We start from the raw sequence: 18,006 nt of genomic DNA, 5'->3' as shown, positions 1-18,006 counted from the left end.
TGAAATCTATTACTGCGACTTGTACTGAAAACTGCAACTGAATACTAGCAATCCGCCATATTCACGGCAATTGCTAATCCTCCTTCGGAGGTTTCTTTGTATTTAGAATTCATATCTTTTGCAGTTTGCCACATAGTATCGATGACTTTATCTAGTGGTACTTTTGCATTTTTCGAATCGGTTTCTAAAGCTAATTCAGCTGCATTGATCGCTTTTATAGCTCCCATAGTATTTCTTTCGATACAAGGTATTTGTACTAATCCTCCAATTGGGTCACAGGTTAATCCTAAGTGATGTTCCATGGCGATTTCGGCAGCCATTAAAACTTGTGCAGGAGTTCCGCCCATTAATTCGCAAAGTGCTGCTGCTGCCATAGATGATGAAACACCTATTTCGGCTTGACAGCCTCCCATTGCTGCAGAAATTGTAGAACCTTTTTTGAAGATACTTCCTATTTCGCCTGCAACCATCAGGAATTGTTTGATTTCTTTTTCGCCTGCATTATGGTTCTCGATTACTAGATAATACATTAAAACGGCAGGAATTACTCCAGCACTACCATTGGTAGGAGCAGTAACCACTCGTCCTAAAGCTGCATTAACTTCATTTACCGCAAGTGCAAAACAACTTACCCATTTTAGGATTTGACGAAATTTTACTTCGGTTTTTCTTATTTCTTCTAGCCATGTTTGTGGAGAATTATAATTAGATAAACCGATGAGGTTTTGGTGCATATCAAATGCTCTACGACGCACATTTAGTCCACCAGGAAGTATTCCTTCAGAGTGACAACCGATGTACATACATTCTAGCATTGTATTCCAAATACGCATTAATTCGTTATTAATGAATTCTTCAGAACGCATCGATTTTTCATTCTCATAAACTATTTCCGAAATGGATTTGTTTTGAGCAATGGTATAATTTAAAAGTTCTGCTGCGTTTTGTATAGGAAACGGAAAAGCACATTTGATCTCCGATTTTATTTTGGCATTTTCACGCTCTTCTTTGACTACAAATCCTCCACCAATAGAGTAGAAGATAGACTCGTATTCAGAATCATCTTTGGCATAGGCCGTAAATTTTAAACCATTGGCATGAAACGGCAAGAATTCTTTATTGAAAACAATATCTTGTAAAAAGAAAAACGGAATCGTTATCTCATTTCCAAGGATAATTGTATTAGTTTCTTCGATAGATTTGATAATTCCTGCAATGTCATTTATAGGAATATATTCGGGATCTTGACCGCTTAATCCTAACATAACTGCCAAATCGGTAGCATGACCTTTTCCCGTTAAAGAAAGAGAGCCATACAAATCGACTTTGACACGAGTGATTTGAGAAAACAGATTTTCACTTTTTAACTCAGCTAGAAAACGTTCTGCTGCACGCCAAGGTCCAAGGGTGTGTGAGCTTGAAGGTCCTACACCAATCTTAAGCATATCAAAAACCGATATACATTCTTCCATTATACTATAATTTTGTTATCACAAAGATAATTGAATAATGCAATGAAATTAAAAGAAGAATTGTTAATGTTGCGTATTTATTAAAATTTTTATTTAATATTAATAATTTGGCAATAAAATAATAATGTGAAAAATATTGATTATAATTTTCTGGTTATCTAAAAATTAGGGTTTTAGTTTTAATTAATAAAAAAAGTATCAGAAAAACTAACGAAAATTATTATGAACCATTAAGATATTAAGAACTATTAAGTTTTAGTGCTTAATATCTTAATGATTAAAATTTTTATTTTTTAGCGAGTTAGAGCTGGTTTCATTTCGGTTGTAACCCCAATTCTGTTCCAGGCATTTATTGTAATAATAGCCATTATGATATTTGATAAATAGTTTTCATCAAATAAACTAGCAGCTTTTTGATAGGTTTCGTCTGAAACTCCTCCGTTACTGATTAATGTAATTTCTTCGGTTAGAGCTAAAATTGCTCTTTCTTCTTCTGAGTAAAAATCAACTTCTCTCCAAGCATTCAATAAATAAATACGTTGTTCGGTTTCGCCATATTTGCGGGCATCTTTTGTATGTAAATCGATGCAATACGCACAGCCGTTTATTTGTGATGTTCTAATTTTTATTAACTCGTGATGTGTGTGGGTTAAAGGAGTTGAATCTAAGTAGGTATTCAAATCCAATAATGGTTTTATTGCTGTTGGTTGGGTTTGTGCAATTTTAATTCTCTTACTCATGATTTCTTTGTTTTAGATTATTAGGCAAAGGTATTTATAGCAATTATCAAAAATCTTAAGCTGGTTTAAGAAATGAAATTAAAAGGTATTTTTTCTTATTTCGCTTAAATATTCTGGAGTAAGATTTAAGTAGGATGCCAGCATGTATTGCGGGATACGCTGTACAAACTCAGGAAATCGGGTGATAAAATGCTGATAACTCTCTTCTTTTGTAAAATCATATAAATACTTCATTCGCAATTGTGCAGCCGAATAAGCTCTATGTAAAACAAGACGGAAGTAACGTTCTAGTTGTGGTAATTGGCTAAATACTTTTTCCTGATTGTGATAATCAAAAGCATATACTTCGGTGTTTTCGATTGCCTGAATGTAAAATTGTGATGGCGATTGTGTATCAAAACTCATATAGTCGGCAATCCACCAGTTTTCGATTGCAAATTGTGTGATTTGTTCGGTTCCTTTATCATTGATAAAGAAGAAACGCAAACATCCTTTTTCCACAAAATAAAGTGAAGAACATATTTGTCCTTCTTCTAGTAAATAGCTTTTCTTTTTTAGGGCAATAGGCATGATATTAGCCAAAACCAATTGATTTTGTTCATCGTTTAGTTCGACGTACTTTTTTATATGTTCAATTAGGTTTGGTTGCATTATTGTTTTTATTTTAATATATAAATGTTGTAATTATAAATTCTCGCAAAGTCGCAAAGTTTTAGTTTATATAATTTGTTTTCTTTGTGACTCAGTGACTTTGTGAGAGAATCTAAAAAACAACTAAAGAGCTATGAAAATAGGCACTTCAGCATTTTCAGGGTTGGATGCTTTTTCTCCGTATATCTCAAAATCGGCAGTGTATTTTCTGTTGAGGTCAGTATTCCAAATTTCTATCCATTTCTGGATTACTATACCATCTGCTAAATTCCCTTTGGCTGTAAATTGTTTGTAGGTTTCTTTTGCAATAGTTTTTCCAGTCATTCCAGCTGGGATATTCTCTAAACTTGAAACTTTACAACCTAAAATTGTAGTGTATGGTTTGGTATAATCTTTTTCATATTCGGTGTAGACAGAATAGATAGAGTTATCTGTTTTATTCGGGATATTTTCGATTGTATTTTCAGTCATGAATTTATTCCAAAGTGCAGGAATATCCGTTGCTGATTGTTCATTTTCATTGGTAGTTCTTATCGATAAACCGATAATGAAAAACTCTTCGATAGTAATTAATTCCATTTTTTTTTGATTTCAATTTATAATGTTATTGTATGTAAAAGTAGTTCAAATAATCATGTTGTAAATGCTAATGTAATTGCTAAAAAAGAAATTAATAAACATAATGGTGAGAAGTATTTTGTGTCCATTTGTGCAAATTTTGTGGTCTTGACTTTTTTGAAAAATCCCACATATTTGAATTCGCCAATTGCCCTCACAATAAACAATATCGAAATAATCCAAAGCCCATATTCTTGCAGCCAATTAGGTAAACTAAAAGCTATTATTTCGGATTTTACTAAAACGATAACCGAAAGACTAAGTAGTGCAATTGCAACTACCATACATTCTTTTAGTTTTGGATCGATTACTTTTTTATTGTTTTCGGTTGTTGGTATTGCGGCATCATTTCCCCATTTTCCGCCAAATCCCCAATAAATATGAATTCCAGCTAGGAATAGAAAAATGGAAACGAGAATAAATCCAATTGTTGTTTGCATAATGTAATGAGTTATGTTTTTGAGCTTGCTATTTTTTTGTTGCAGCTATTGAATACACCATTGGAATTTTATTTTCCAGATGTTTTATTCTGTATTTTTTTGGTTCAAATTCTATGGTGTTATTGAAGCAATTGTATGGCGAATAATCAAATTCATTTAAGGAATTTAGCTCCAGTCCGTTTTTAATTAGGCTATTTATTACCTCACTCATGCTATGATTCCAGCATACATATTCTAGTTGTATTGGAGCATTTTTATCGGCGTAGGTTCCTTCTTGAGTTTCTATTATTGCTCCCGAGTTGAAATAATTATATCCTACTTTTTCAAAATTATCATCAAACATCCAAACGACTGGATGAAATTCTGCAAAGATTAATTTTCCATTTGGCTTAAGGAAATCAGAGATTAATTTTGCCCATTTATCGAGGTCTGGTAGCCATGGAATCGCTCCGTAACTTGTAAAGATAATATCGAATTTCTGGTTTAGATGGTTTGGTAAGTCGTAGATATCACAACATATAAATGATGCTTCAACATTTGCTTCTTTTGCTAGTTTGTTTGCGCCATCTATTGCTTTGTCTGATAAATCGACACCCGTAACAGTTGCGCCAAGTCTTGCTAAAGAAATGGTGTCTTGACCAAAATGACATTGCAAATGCAGGATTGATTTTCTTTTTATATCACCTAGTAATTCTAATTCGATACTGTTTAATGAAGTATTTCCTTTTAGGAAACCTTTTAAATCATAAAAATCAGATTTAAGATGTGACTCAACCCGACTGTTCCATGATTCTTTATTGACTTCTATATAATTGTTTTCTGAGCTCATTTTTTTAATATGATTTGATAATGTCTTTTTTTATTTATTAAAAGCTTCTTTAGGGAATTTATCGGCTATAAGGTTCAGGTTGATATTATGCTCTAAATAGGCTTTTAATCCGTCGAGAACTGTAGTAAATCCGCCAGTAGCATCTTTGATTATATTTAAGAGTTCGTCGCCTTCTTTATCAAAGCCATAGTTTTTGATAACTACATAAGTGGTATCGTCTGTTATTTTTTTGAATTCGAAATCAACGGTTGTTTTAGGTTCATTCCATTCAATAGAAATTTTTTCGTTTTCGATAATTTCTTTTACAAAAACAGTCGTTGATACGTTATACATTTCCCATTCCCAGATTATGTTTTTGCCTACAGTCAGTTTATCACTTCCTTTTGTAAACCAAAAGTTCTTTGTTACATTTGGGTCAATAAATGCATTAAAAACAATTGCAGCTGGTTTTCTTATCAGCATTTGAGCTTCAACAGATTTTGGATTGCTACTCATAGAGATTTTTTTTTAGTTAGATTTAGAATTTTGCATATAAGAGGATTCTTTTGAATGCGTATAATGATGGTGTTTTACTAAATCTTTTGGCGATTCTTATTTTAAATTCTTTGATGAATTGTTCTTTAATTTCGCCTTTTAATCTTTCGAAATAGGGAACTAAGGTTGAACCTAGAATGAACTCATATAATTCGTCATGAGAGCTAGCTATCATGGGATATACTTTTTGGTAAATTATTATATCGGTACCGCTATTTTCGAATAAAATTTGTGCGTAATCATCCATTGAGAGCACTGGAGAAAGTCGTTTCCAATTATTCAATGCACTTTTATACGGTTCTTCCTGAACCAATTCGATTACAATCTGATTGAGTAAATTTTCGTTTTGACAAGGCATTTGGATTGCCAATTGTCCATCGGAATTTAATAACGATATAATTTTAGGAAATAATTTTTCATGATTATCTACCCATTGGATAGATGCATTTGCAAAAATTAAATCCCATTTTTCTCCCGTATTGATTTGTTCTTCAATTGTTTTTTGATCAAATTGTATCGAGGTAAATTTTTTGGCCTTTTCCAGCATTTCTTTCGAGGAATCGATGCCTTTTACTGATGGATTAGTTAGTCTTTCGGATAGCATATGGGTTAACTCTCCAGTTCCACAACCTAAATCAATGACTTTCATATTTGGTTTATCCACAATATGGGCAACTAAATCAAAGAAAGGTTTGTAGCGAAGTGCTTTAAACTCGTTGTATTTTTCAGGATTCCATGCCATAATTTGCAGAGGTTTTATGTGGAAAACGAAGTTAAGGAAATTAAAGCTTTTTATTTAGTTAAAAACAGGAATCTGTAGTTTAAAAATTAACTGCAAAGGCGCAAAGATTTTCGCAGAGTTAACAAGGTTTTTTGTAACGATTGTATGTTTTGTGATCTGGTTTTAAACTTTAATAAAAGTATATAATAACAACGACTTCTGTAATAAGAATCCAAAACAATTTATTGGTATGAAACTATGACAATTTTGTTGTTTTGTTTTAAGATTAAAAGTTACTATTTCTAAACAAACACGCTATAATTAATAAGAGGAATGATAGAGTTGATGTTATAGTTCGAACCAGATGTAGATTATTCCATTTAAGTTCGAATTTGTCTCTTAAACTTCTTGCCTCTTCTAGTGATATATTGGTTAAATCGGTTTTGTCTAAAAGATTATTTAGCGGAATATTCCCGATGATTGTTACTAGAAAAACGCCTACAAAATATAGTATTGCGGCAAGGAGTAATAGCCATAAAATATAGGAATGATTGGATTTATACAGATACGCTGTAACAAAAGATAAAAACACAGGTCCCATAATTATAATTAAGAATAATGGGTTTACAATAGTCCTGTTCATATTTTGGAATGCGCTGAGATAATTTATATCATCAAGTCTGCCAATACCTGGAGTTATAGCATTTGACCAAGTAAAAAATATTCCAGCCAAAAGTCCCGTTAATAATGTAGTAAGTAATAAAACAATAGTTTTTGCGTCGACAATAAATGGTTCCATGATTATGATGTTTAATTAGCATGATAAAATTAGAACTATTGATTATAAGTTGTTTGTTTTAAGTGGATTAAAATTTGTTCGAAAAGTTTTTTTTTAATTCGCTTGTTCGATTAAAACGACGAAGTTGTTTATTTCTATGATATCTGTTGTCATGAAATATGGATTAACTTTATTCTGAAAATTTATTTAAAATAGTCATGGCGTTGTCTGTGTCTTTTTTGTTTACAAAAATGTGGTCGTGATAAAATGCAGCTACAACATTACAACTAATGTTATTATCGGATAATGCTTTCGCGAAAGCGGCAGTTAAACCTACAGCTTCTAATGAGGAATGCACAGTAAGTGTTATCCACGACATTACAACTGAATAATCAAGTTTTAGCTCGTCGGCAATTTCTTTTTTTAAGATTAAAGTAATGCCTTCACTTTCTGTAAATGACATTACAATATCTTTGATAGCTATATTTTCAAGACTTTGTGCGGTGCAAAAAACATAATCGCCAACATTGTGTTTGGGTTTCATGCTTTTGAGTAATTTCTCTAAATCTTTTTCTCCAGACATTTTAATGGATTGTTTTTATTTTAGATTATGCTATTATGGAAATTATTACTCGATTCGTTTTGCAACATCATCAATACCTTCTGCTACTAAATTAAATACAATCTTATTATTAGGGAACTCAATTTGTATTTCATTTCTTAGTTGCATAAAATGCCCTTGCATTTCATAATCGTTCTCAATTGATTTATCACAAGAAATGAAAATTTCATAAGTAGAATTAACTTTTGCTAAGAATACATATTTTCTGTTTGTATCTCCAAAAAAGGTAGTTTTTTCAAAAGCTTCTGCTAATTGATTAACTTCATTTTCGTGTATGTTTTCTTCATAAATAATTTCATTCTCTGCAGTCCCATATTTTTTTGTTACTTGATTAAGTTGCTCTGTTTCTGTTGACAATAAGACACAAATGATAATGCTAAATGTGATTAAAAGGGCAATGAATCCAATTCCAATTGTTCGCCACCAACCATAAAATGCGCCACCAGAATTTATATGTTCATTTATTTTTTGTCCCTGATAATGTTGCACACAATAAAAAGCAATTCCAGTATATATTAAGGGTATTATCTGATTTGGAATTTTTACATCTTCAGGAATTAAAAAGACTCCACTAAAAATTATTATTGTTGCTATAATTGCAATTATCCATGTTGTTTTTGCCTTTTGAGTTTCATTAAAGACCTTAAAATTTTCGGCTATTAAATAACCTGCAGCAAGAGGTCCACCTAAAAATGTTCCAACCCAGATTGCTCGGTCTTTATAAATTTTTTGAGTAGGTACTTCATTCTGTTTTAATGCTTCCATTTTGATTATTAAAGTATTGTTTCTTTTTGTATTTCTTTTTAATAGACTATATTTTTATTGATTAGCCATATGTAATGCAATTCTGTTTCCTTCGCAATCTTTAAATTCGGCTACAGAACCATATGCTCCGTTTGATGTTATTGGAAATAAAACTTCAGCACCATTTTTTACTGCAAGATTCAAAGTTACATCGATATCTTCGGTGTTAAAATATATAAGCGTTCCGTTTATAGTAGGGTTGTATATTTCTCCTTTAGCCAAAGCACCAGAAATTCCATTATTACCTTCGATTAGAGGGAAAAATGCCATTTCGTTACCATGAATAATATCTCGCTCAAAATCGAAGTTAAATACTGCTGTATAAAATTGTATGGCTCTTTCTATATCGGTTACAGGAATTTCAAAATAGACAACTGGATTTGATTTGTTTTTCATGCTTTTAGTTTAAGCCTGTTAGTAAGTTAGCAATTTTGTCTGGTTGCTGAATATTTAATTCTATAAGATTTCTTTCTATTTTTAATCTGAATTCTTCTCTCTGTTGCTCAATTTTTTTTAATTTATCTCCCAATACATTTCTAGGAATAGAGAATTTTTCTTTTATGTTTAGACTGTCATTTTCATCAGTGTAATCAGAGAAATAAATTAAATCATCGGCTATTTTATAATAAATCCAAGGATGCCCAATCCATAGTTGATGCCATTCTTCTTTTTGGGCAATTAAAATATCTAGCCAATCAGCTAAATTTCCAATATCGCAACAGCAGTTTGGTTCAATAAATTTTTGGTCATTAATTTTTAATACAATTCCACCATTAAAAGGTAAGATCTCATCATCAATATTCTCGATGTCAATTTCTTTAAGTGCTTTTAGTAGAATTATTTTTAAGCTAGTATCATTTATAGTATTTAGATCAACAAAATAACTCCCTTTTTCGATGGGTTCTAATTCTGTTAAATTGCTATCGTTGATGCACTTTTTCCAATAATTATACCATTCATTTTTACTCTCTAGAGAGCTAGAATTAGGGCTTTTATAATCATTACTCGAGTATTCTGAAGGTGAAATTTCAATAGTATTAATCAATTCCATTTTTAATATTTTTATGATTTAGTTAAAAAACTATTTCACTTTGGTCATGTACATATACCAATTCCATTCCCAAGTTTCTCCATTATTAGCTGACATTGCCTGACTCCAAATTGGATTTTTTTTATCTCTGGCGTCCCAACGAAATAACTGAATTACTTTCTTGCCTTCGTACATATCTCTTGAAAAGAAATGACCTACTTTTTTTTCGAATGATCCTATAACTGGTTTATCTAAAACGCCTGTATTAGAATCTGACCAGTAAATACTCCATAATTTTGTTTCAGGATTAAATAACCGAACAGTCATTCCTTCAAAAGGAACACCATCAAATTCGGCTAGATAATTATCAATATTGCCAATTCCGTTTAGAACTTTATACATTTCCTGAGTCGATGGAAATTCAATCCATTCTGTACAATCAGAGAATCGGTATTTTAGTTTTTTATTTATGATGTTAGTTTTCCCTTGAAAAAAATCAAAATCATCTTTGGATGAAGTAGGGGAAGGAAGGATTATTAACTCTCCGCTTGCATTAAAAATCAATTTTGGAATTTCTAAATTTAAATTATCTAAAGGCATGTTTTTTGATTTTAAATGATTTATTCATTTCCTTTTTTAATCCATTTCCCAACTTCTGGTGCTACGTAACTTTTCATTTTAAGGAGTAAATCCTGTGAATCTGTACTTACGATTATCATTTGTTGGTTGATCTCTTTTAAGAAACCTTCATTTACCATTTTTAGTATAAATTCTAGTAATAAATCGTAAAATCCATCGATATTTAAAATTCCTATTGGTTTTTTATGAAGTCCGAGTTGCGCCCATGTAAGCATTTCAAAAAACTCTTCCAGCGTTCCGAATCCACCAGGTAAAGCAATTACGCCATCACTTAATTCGTTCATTTTAGTTTTTCTTTCATGCATGCTTTTTACGATAATTAGTTCCGTTAAATTATCGTGAGCAATTTCTTTCTTCATTAAAAAGTCTGGCAGGACACCAATTACTTTCCCGTTTTTATTCAAAACTCCATCAGCAACGGCTCCCATAAGACCAACTTTGGCTCCACCATAAACTAAATCAATACTATTTTCAGACATTATTTGTCCAAGTTGAAAGGCTTGAGTTTCATATTCTTTTTTGTTTCCGAAACTTGATCCGCAAAAAACTGTAATTCGGTTCATATTCAATTTTATATATTAGTAGTGTAAGTTTTTTGGTAATCAAAATTTTAAGTTGTTATTACCGTTTAATTGCTTTTGAAAGAGTAAACGAAGTTATGAAAAATATAGATGTACATCTAAAAGAAAACAGGCAATGACTAGAAACTAGTATTGCCTGTTTATATTTTGAAATGAGATTTGAGTTAGTTCTTAGATTTTACTCGGCTTAATGTTTCCTGAGAGATGTTGAGGTAGGAAGAAACTATTTTGTTAGACAAGCGTTGTGCTACTTTTGGATTAGTATCTAATAAATGTTTATACCTTTCGGTTGCATTTTGTGTTAAGAACGACATGAGTCTTTTGGTATTGGTAACATATGCCATTTCCATATAATGCCTGTAAAAACTACCCCAATTAGGGATGCTTTCCAGCAAGTGATAAAAGTCTTTACGTGAAATATAAAGTAATTCTGTTGGTTCTAAGGCCTGAACAAATTCTAAAGAGGGTTCATTTAATACAAAGCTAGATAGAGCAGTTACAAAATTACTTTCGAAACCCAAATAGCGTGTTGCTTCTTGCCCTTCTTCGGTTATAAAAAAGATGCGTAAGCAACCATTGCAAATAAAATACATTCGTTGAGTGGTTTGCCCAGGAAGAACCAAGAGCTCATTCTTTTCGACATCTAAAGAATTAAAGTAGCTTATTATTTTTTCTAGTTCTTCGTCTGTAACCGTTGATACTTCTTTTATGTATTTGATTAATTGCTCTTTCATGGTTTAAATAAAATCTTTAACAAATTTACGATAATGTATAATATCAGCTATTGTTAAAACAAGCAATTGGTGCTTTTTGGCAAATGATAAAATTTCGGGTAATCTTGCCATTGTCCCATCTGAGTTCATTAATTCGCATAATACAGCCTCTGGTTTTAAACCTGATAATTTCATTAAATCTACACTTCCTTCAGTATGTCCGTTTCTTTCTAGAACACCATTGTCATTTGCTCTTAATGGAAAAATATGCCCTGGTTTCACTAAGTCTGAAGCTTTTGCATCAGCTGCAGAAGCTGTTTTTATGGTTTGAATTCTATCTGATGCGGAAAGCCCTGTTGTAACCCCTTCTTTTGCTTCTATAGAAACTGTAAAAGGAGTTTGAAAGAGACTAGTATTTTCTTTTACCATATAAGGCAATTCTAATTCATCTGCTTTTTTGTTGGTAAGGCAAAGACATACAATTCCGCTGCATTCACGTATCATTAATGCCATATCTTCGACTGACATATGTTGAGCCGAAAAAACTAAATCGCCTTCATTTTCACGGTCTTTATCATCAATTAATAAAATTCCTTTTCCTTTTTTAAGTTCTTTAATTGCATTCTCAACCCGCTCTTGACTATTTGTACCAAATAATAATAACGGATTTTCATTTTCTATTGCACTATTCATTTTGAAGTTGTTTTTTGAACTAGTTTTTTAGTATTAAGAATAATTTGCGTAACCCCATGAATACTGTGATAATCATTTGGCTGATTACGATAAAAAAAAATCACGTATTCGAAATACTTTTTTGTTCATTATTAAATTTTTATGTGACAAAATTGTTTAAATAATAAAGAGAAAACATTGATGTATGTCAAAAAAAAATCCCAAACTAATTCATATAGGTTTGGGATTTTAATGTTTTAAAGTAAGTTATTTTCTTTTTTCCATTTTCTTATTCTGGCTCTGGCATTTTTATATGGGGATGAGGTATTGAATTGTATCATTCTTCCCATTGTCCACTTTTCATACCATTCTTGCTCATAAAGTGTGTTGTTATCGTAGCTTTTAACCAAGGTTTGTAATTCATCTACAGTTGTATCTAATTTTTCCTGAAGAGCTATAAAATCTAAATCTTGATAATCGGTATAAAATTTTTGGGCAAGTTTGCCTAACTCGTTCCATTTATAACCAGTTTCGGGAAAATCTACAGAATCATTATTGTTCTTTTTATGATGCCATTTTAAAACTAATTCTCCCCAGCCAATTAAGTATGAAACTAGATTGTTTACAGTCATTAGGGTATTTTTAGAATGACCTTCAAGTGTTTTCTCGTTTGTTAGTTCAACAGGAATAGTTTTTAAATCCTCTTTAAGTTTTGTGTATGTTATTTCAATCTCTTTTAAAAGTTCTGTCTTATTTTGTGGTACAGCCATGTCTAAAATTTTAGTATAAAATCAATTGTTTTCCATATAATTATTCCCATCGAAAAGCCTCCAATTGTACCTGTCATTAGTCTCATGAAGTTACTATGGTATTTGTGTAATGAATTTTGAAAATACCAATCAGCGAGGATTAATGTTAAACCAATTATCGAAAAGTAAAAGGGTGGGAGGAAATAAAAAAAGTAACAAATGGCGCAAAAGATATGTCCTATGCTTGCGCCTAAGCACCTTGCACAAAAAGGCATATGTTTGTTGTTAATTTTATAGCACCTTTCGGGGATTCCGTGACAGCCTAAAGTAAAATCATCTAGTTTCATTTACCAGCTACGTTTACAATTTAAACAAGTCATTCTAATTTTATTTGATTTATGAGTACCGCATAAGAGACCTAGGGGACCAGCGAGGATTGCTCCACAACATGCTTTTTTTCCGCTGAAGCCTTTTTTGTCTACATATATTTGTGTTGAATGACATTTTGGACATCTAATTTGGTTATCTTGATTAATAGTATTCATGGTTTTTATTTCGAATTAGTTTTTGGTTTCGATTTCGAATATTTTTTTTCCGTTATCTCCTAAATAATGAAAAAGTAGTTTTTGATATACTTTATATCCATCATCAACATTAGTAAAAATTAGTATTCCTTGTTTTGTTTTTGGAAGTATAAAAAAGATTGTTTGCACTCCTTGGTCTGCGCCACCATGGGATAAGGCTATTTCTCCGTTTCCTAAATCGTAGATAACAAGACCTAAACCATAATATTCTTTGGCTTTCATTTCTACCTGATTTGTTTTCATGTCATCAAAAACTTTTTGGGATAACCCATCACCATTCATAACACTAACCAAAAAATTTCCATAATCTTCAATAGTTGTCAATAGATCATCGGCTGCATTTGCAGTTTTTCTTTTCTCCGTTTCGTATGTATTTCCTTTTGGATCATACCCAATTGCAAAACGTGATTCGTCTGTTTTTTTGTCCCAGATATAATTGGTGTCATTCATTTGCAAAGGACTAAAAATTAATTCTTTGGCTAATTGATCAAGGGTTTTATTGAATTTTTTTTCTAATGCTTTTCGTAAATATTCAAAACCTTCACCTGAATATTGGTATTTTGTTCCGGGTTCAAAATCAAAGCGTAACTTTTTGTCTGGATTATTCCAACGCCAATTAGGGAAACCAGTTTGATGGCTTAAGATATATCTTGTAGTAATTTTTTTTGTTCTTGGGTCATTTACAATATCTGGATCAGTCCAATATTTGTTAAGAGGTTCATCTAAGTCCCATTTGCCTAAGCTGACTAATTTAAGAGTTACCATAGCCGTAATTGGTTTAGTGAGCGAGGCAACATTAAAAATGGTATTGTATGGTGCTGCTATTCCTTTTTTTAGTTCACCAAATACTTTAATCTGCTGTAGTTTTCCAGCATTGATTATTCCAAGACCTAGAGTTGGGACGTTATTTTCTTTAAGCCATTTTTCAATTTCGACATCATTGTCAAAAAATGTAGTTTTATTTGTTACAGCACTATTATTTTTATGGTCGTAACTAAGTGATCGTGATAGTTTCCAAGTTCCTTTTTGTAGCAGCCATAAGTGTGTAAAACGGCCAATACTCCCAGGAGTTTCTTTTTTGTCAGTAGTTATCCTGTAAAATTGATGCATTCCTATTTGTATTGCACCATAGAGTACTTTGTTTTTATAAAGTGGATAAATTTCGGTAGTTCCAGGAATTAAATCTCTTCTTAATTTATAGGTTTTAGAAGGAGTACACAATCCGTTACGAAGGTTATATAAGAACTTTTTTTTGTTTGATATGCTGTCTTCGTCATGGAAAAATTCGAAATCTTCGGTTAGTAATGTTTCAAATTGATTGATGTTGCAAGTATTAAAGCCCACTTTAAAGAGCAAACTATCTCTGGAAATAATAGTTTTATATATATCGGATTTTTTATCAACTTGAGCTGATAATGAGAGCGATGCTAGAAAAAATAACAGTAATAAATAATGATTGATTGTTTTGATTGTCATGATTGATGATTTTTTATATGACGTAATATGAATTCTTTTGTTACAAAAATCATTTTATCAATGTCTTACTATTCAGATAATTATTTTATTTAAATAGTAAGTTTAATTCTTAACCGCCGAAATCAATATAAAAATGGGCCTTCTGGCTTCATCAATCATTTCAGGATATTTCTCCAGTATTTCCTCTGAAGGTTTTGGTTCTGATATTTGTTTAATTGTAAAACCTGCATTGATTAAGGTGTTCACAATAGTTTCAAAAGTTCGATGGTACTTAATTACCTCATGACCTAAAAAATGTGTGTGCCTTATTCCTTCATCTTGGTAATTATCTATTGGCCAGTGCAGGCGATTTCCATCTGAGTCAGTAAACCAATCTTGCTCTGGACGAGAGGTAAATGCAGGGTGTTCCATTGAAAAAACAAAGCTTCCTCCTTTTTTTAGATAGGTATTGATTCTATCAAAAATGTCTTTTATATTTTCTACATAATGAAAAGCAAGTGAGCTAATCACAATATCAAATTCTTCTGGCTTAAAGTCGATATCCTCAATTGCCATTTGTCTGTAATCTATTGCTAAGTCTTTTGAATTCTCTTTAGCTTTTTCAATCATTTTTTGAGACAAATCGATGCCAATGACTTTTGTGGCACCTTGTTGTTTGGCATAAATACAATGCCAGCCATATCCGCATCCTAGATCAAGAACATTTTTGGATTTAAATTCAGGTAACATTTCGCGTAAAATATACCATTCGCCAGCGGCATTTAATCCTTCGGCAGAACGAGGCATTTTACCATAATTTTCGAAAAAGGATTCGTCGTCGTATTTATTCTGTTTCATGTGCGATATTGTTTTTTGTAGCAGAGGTTTTTCTTATACGTTTCTCAATGTATACGTTACCAAATTCGCTATATCTTGATGTGTATTATTATAGGGTTTATCTTCGTATACAAAATTAAGTTTTTTTAAAATTGATACTGAATTGATATTGTCCGAGGAAGGAAATGCAGTTATTATAGTCGAGTTTATTTCTTCAAAAGCATGTTTTACAACTTCTTTTAAAGCTTCTGTCATAAAACCTTTTCCTTGGTATTGCGATAACATTTCGTAACCAATTTCGACAATTTTATTCTCAAGATCAAAATTCCAAAGACAAATAGAGCCTATTAAATCATTTTTTTCTTTTGTTGTGATTACCCAATAAAGACATTCATTTTTTGCAATCAAATTATTCATTCTAATGATGTAAGCCTTTGCTTTTTCTATATTAGAAGAATTGTCTCTGCCTACAAATGAGTTTACAATTGGATCAGAATGTAATTTATGGATGCGTTCGAAATCCTGATTTTCGAGATTCCTCAAAATTAATCTTTGAGTTTTGAGTTTTGGGAATTTATTAAAATCTAATTTCATAACATTTTGGTTTTAAAAGAAGAGTGAAATTATGAAAATAAATTAATACTTATCCTAATACTTTAATTTTAGATAGTTGAAAGCTAATTAGATAAGTTATCAATATTTTCTATATTCGATTCTATGAATATGTTTTAATAATTTTTTCTGTTCTAAATCTTCAAATAAATCCAACATATCTTTAAAAGGCCTTTCAAAGTGCTTGGTAAGATGTGCAAGATGCTTGGTTGTTTTAAGGAAATTATAGAAAAAATAAGGATCTAAATTTGCAATATGTTCTTTATGACCAAGAGAAACTTCTAACGTTTGTCCGGTTATTGTGTTTTCAAACATACAATGTTCCCCATGAACATCATAATACCAATTATCAGATAATATCTTTTCTCCGTTTAAGAAATCGGCATTTTCGATTTCGTCATAATTCCCTTTCCCGATTGCTTCAATTTCAGGTTGCTTCGTTTCAGTGATTACTTTATTAATTAGTTGTCCTGCTATAGTCTTAAATTCATCCATGGCATTTAACAACTCAATTATTATTTCATTTTGAAATGTTTTCATAGTTCATTATATGAATGGTACCTATTGCTTTTGAAAATTTAAAATGTCTATTTTCGTATCAAGTCCATTCGTGTTATTTTTTGATTATTTACTTCAAAAATAACGATTTGTTCTGTTTTATCATCACTACCATTTCGACCATATACGTATTCGTGAACAATTACTTTATTATCAAAAGTTATGGTGTTAATTATTTCTGCATAAAGCTTTGGTGAATTATCGAATAGTGTGATAAACATTTTTTTGCATTCATTTATACCATCTACGGTTATTGTATTGTCTGGAAAATTGAAGACTTTGATTTCGTCACTATATAAAGACATCATGTTTTTTATGTCTCTATTGTTAAAAGCCAACATTTGATCATCAATAATTTGGTCTATTGTCATTTTTAAGGGAATTTTATTTGTTCATGAGCAGTTAAGATATTACTCATGAAGAGTTTTTACTCCACACCAAGAACATATATTTACAGGATTAAAATCTAGACAGTCTTTTATTTTTTTCTTAGATATTGAAATAACATCTTCAGATTTTAATCCTCCGTTGTAGTAATAATTATTATAATCTTCTCCATATATCCAAGCGTCACTAGAACCATTTTGCATGACAGTAGCGTTAAAAATAAATAAGTTAGATTCTTTAGGAATGTGGTAATTTTTATCAATTATGTACCCCCACGAATTTATTAAGAAGGGAGAGATAAATATTACATAAAACATAATGAATATCAGAAACGTAATTAAAATTTTTTTGTATTTCATAAATAATATAATTTTTTGATTTTTCTTTATGTCTATTTGCTATGGAGCGGATTATAAGACTGAAAAATCTAAGTTACTAATCTATAAATTATGGCTTTACTTAGTCGAGATTAACCAATGTAAAATTAAATGTTTGCAGAATTATAAGTGTTCTTTGTTAAAAAAGAGTAGAGTCAAGATGATGTTATTCTATATTTTTCAATAATTGAAATAGAATATATGTCCCTTGTTCAGATTGTCCTCTCTCTTTTTCGATAAAACCTTTATTCTTATAAAAATTTACAGCTTGTGTATTATTCTCCAAACATTTTAACGTAACAGGGAAATCAGATCTATTAAGAACTGCTTTCAATAACTGAGTTCCTATGCCTTTACCATGGTACTTTTGCTCTACATACAAATGATGAATAAAATTGTCTTCGGCCCACACTGAAATAAATCCTATTGCAATATTATCAGAAATTGCGGTTAGGATGCATTCACCTTTTGTTTCTATATCAAAATCTTGTAAGCTATATGTAGCCGAGTCTACCCAAGAAAATGTTGTTTGTCTTTCTTTTAAAAATATATTTCTTAAAGAGTCAAGGTCACTTTTTCTGATCTCTCTGATTTTCATTATAA

General features: G+C 31.1%; 25 protein-coding genes. All 25 read right to left on the bottom strand.

Annotated features, from left to right (window positions below):
• Nucleotides 1-44 precede the first annotated feature (44 nt).
• Nucleotides 45-1,472, bottom strand: a complete 1,428-nt coding sequence (locus LPB87_RS09610; protein WP_230727761.1) for an L-serine ammonia-lyase — start codon at nt 1,470-1,472, stop codon at nt 45-47.
• A gap of 293 nt (nt 1,473-1,765) precedes the next feature.
• On the bottom strand, nt 1,766-2,212 hold the full coding sequence (locus LPB87_RS09605; RefSeq protein ID WP_129539207.1) for a carboxymuconolactone decarboxylase family protein: 447 nt from the start codon (nt 2,210-2,212) through the stop codon (nt 1,766-1,768).
• Nucleotides 2,213-2,290: 78 nt separating this feature from the next.
• Nucleotides 2,291-2,863, bottom strand: a complete 573-nt coding sequence (locus LPB87_RS09600; protein WP_230727760.1) for a Crp/Fnr family transcriptional regulator — start codon at nt 2,861-2,863, stop codon at nt 2,291-2,293.
• A gap of 123 nt (nt 2,864-2,986) precedes the next feature.
• A complete protein-coding gene (locus LPB87_RS09595) occupies nt 2,987-3,442 on the bottom strand; it encodes a GyrI-like domain-containing protein (protein ID WP_230727759.1) in 456 nt (151 codons plus the stop codon).
• A gap of 53 nt (nt 3,443-3,495) precedes the next feature.
• A complete protein-coding gene (locus tag LPB87_RS09590; RefSeq protein WP_230727758.1) occupies nt 3,496-3,921 on the bottom strand; it encodes a DUF3995 domain-containing protein in 426 nt (141 codons plus the stop codon).
• Nucleotides 3,922-3,949: 28 nt separating this feature from the next.
• Entirely contained in the window at nt 3,950-4,750 is an 801-nt protein-coding gene (locus LPB87_RS09585) for a class I SAM-dependent methyltransferase (protein WP_129539203.1), read from the bottom strand.
• Between the two features lie 30 nt (nt 4,751-4,780).
• Nucleotides 4,781-5,245 (bottom strand): SRPBCC family protein, encoded by a 465-nt coding sequence (locus LPB87_RS09580; RefSeq protein ID WP_129539202.1) that lies wholly within the window; start codon nt 5,243-5,245, stop codon nt 4,781-4,783.
• A 22-nt stretch (nt 5,246-5,267) separates the two neighbouring features.
• Nucleotides 5,268-6,026, bottom strand: coding sequence for a methyltransferase domain-containing protein (locus LPB87_RS09575; protein ID WP_230727757.1), 759 nt, complete (start codon nt 6,024-6,026; stop codon nt 5,268-5,270).
• 265 nt (nt 6,027-6,291) lie between these two features.
• On the bottom strand, nt 6,292-6,804 hold the full coding sequence (locus tag LPB87_RS09570) for a DUF1772 domain-containing protein (protein ID WP_230727756.1): 513 nt from the start codon (nt 6,802-6,804) through the stop codon (nt 6,292-6,294).
• Nucleotides 6,805-6,973: 169 nt separating this feature from the next.
• The gene (locus LPB87_RS09565) at nt 6,974-7,366 is read right to left on the bottom strand and encodes an ACT domain-containing protein (RefSeq protein ID WP_230727755.1); all 393 of its coding nucleotides are present in this window, start codon (nt 7,364-7,366) and stop codon (nt 6,974-6,976) included.
• 45 nt (nt 7,367-7,411) lie between these two features.
• Entirely contained in the window at nt 7,412-8,170 is a 759-nt protein-coding gene (locus tag LPB87_RS09560) for a hypothetical protein (RefSeq protein ID WP_230727754.1), read from the bottom strand.
• 54 nt (nt 8,171-8,224) lie between these two features.
• Complete coding sequence (locus LPB87_RS09555; RefSeq protein ID WP_230727753.1) at nt 8,225-8,605, bottom strand: VOC family protein; 381 nt, start codon at nt 8,603-8,605, stop codon at nt 8,225-8,227.
• Between the two features lie 4 nt (nt 8,606-8,609).
• Nucleotides 8,610-9,260: a hypothetical protein gene (locus LPB87_RS09550; RefSeq protein WP_230727752.1), complete on the bottom strand. Its 651-nt coding sequence runs from the start codon at nt 9,258-9,260 to the stop codon at nt 8,610-8,612.
• 30 nt (nt 9,261-9,290) lie between these two features.
• Nucleotides 9,291-9,839 (bottom strand): hypothetical protein, encoded by a 549-nt coding sequence (locus LPB87_RS09545; RefSeq protein WP_230727751.1) that lies wholly within the window; start codon nt 9,837-9,839, stop codon nt 9,291-9,293.
• A 20-nt stretch (nt 9,840-9,859) separates the two neighbouring features.
• Nucleotides 9,860-10,441, bottom strand: coding sequence for a TIGR00730 family Rossman fold protein (locus tag LPB87_RS09540; RefSeq protein WP_230727750.1), 582 nt, complete (start codon nt 10,439-10,441; stop codon nt 9,860-9,862).
• A gap of 182 nt (nt 10,442-10,623) precedes the next feature.
• Complete coding sequence (locus LPB87_RS09535) at nt 10,624-11,193, bottom strand: Crp/Fnr family transcriptional regulator (protein WP_129539193.1); 570 nt, start codon at nt 11,191-11,193, stop codon at nt 10,624-10,626.
• Nucleotides 11,194-11,196: 3 nt separating this feature from the next.
• Nucleotides 11,197-11,865, bottom strand: coding sequence for a 3,4-dihydroxy-2-butanone-4-phosphate synthase (gene ribB / locus LPB87_RS09530; RefSeq protein WP_230727749.1), 669 nt, complete (start codon nt 11,863-11,865; stop codon nt 11,197-11,199).
• Nucleotides 11,866-12,101: 236 nt separating this feature from the next.
• Nucleotides 12,102-12,614: a ClbS/DfsB family four-helix bundle protein gene (locus LPB87_RS09525; RefSeq protein ID WP_230727748.1), complete on the bottom strand. Its 513-nt coding sequence runs from the start codon at nt 12,612-12,614 to the stop codon at nt 12,102-12,104.
• A gap of 539 nt (nt 12,615-13,153) precedes the next feature.
• Nucleotides 13,154-14,653: a class A beta-lactamase-related serine hydrolase gene (locus LPB87_RS09520; protein WP_230727747.1), complete on the bottom strand. Its 1,500-nt coding sequence runs from the start codon at nt 14,651-14,653 to the stop codon at nt 13,154-13,156.
• Nucleotides 14,654-14,755: 102 nt separating this feature from the next.
• Nucleotides 14,756-15,490 carry a class I SAM-dependent methyltransferase gene (locus LPB87_RS09515; RefSeq protein ID WP_230727746.1) on the bottom strand — a complete coding sequence of 245 codons (735 nt, stop codon included), beginning with the start codon at nt 15,488-15,490 and terminating at the stop codon, nt 14,756-14,758.
• A gap of 33 nt (nt 15,491-15,523) precedes the next feature.
• Nucleotides 15,524-16,063 (bottom strand): GNAT family N-acetyltransferase, encoded by a 540-nt coding sequence (locus tag LPB87_RS09510; protein WP_230727745.1) that lies wholly within the window; start codon nt 16,061-16,063, stop codon nt 15,524-15,526.
• Between the two features lie 99 nt (nt 16,064-16,162).
• Nucleotides 16,163-16,621 carry a hypothetical protein gene (locus tag LPB87_RS09505; protein ID WP_230727744.1) on the bottom strand — a complete coding sequence of 153 codons (459 nt, stop codon included), beginning with the start codon at nt 16,619-16,621 and terminating at the stop codon, nt 16,163-16,165.
• A gap of 47 nt (nt 16,622-16,668) precedes the next feature.
• Nucleotides 16,669-17,010, bottom strand: a complete 342-nt coding sequence (locus LPB87_RS09500) for a nuclear transport factor 2 family protein (protein WP_230727743.1) — start codon at nt 17,008-17,010, stop codon at nt 16,669-16,671.
• Nucleotides 17,011-17,049: 39 nt separating this feature from the next.
• On the bottom strand, nt 17,050-17,229 hold the full coding sequence (locus tag LPB87_RS09495; protein WP_129539184.1) for a hypothetical protein: 180 nt from the start codon (nt 17,227-17,229) through the stop codon (nt 17,050-17,052).
• A gap of 340 nt (nt 17,230-17,569) precedes the next feature.
• Entirely contained in the window at nt 17,570-18,001 is a 432-nt protein-coding gene (locus LPB87_RS09490) for a GNAT family N-acetyltransferase (RefSeq protein WP_230727742.1), read from the bottom strand.
• Nucleotides 18,002-18,006 lie beyond the last annotated feature (5 nt).

The sequence above is a fragment of the Flavobacterium sp. EDS genome, from assembly GCF_020991525.1.
In the GTDB taxonomy this organism is placed as follows: Bacteria; Bacteroidota; Bacteroidia; order Flavobacteriales; family Flavobacteriaceae; genus Flavobacterium.
This window is presented reverse-complemented; position numbering and strand designations above follow the sequence as displayed.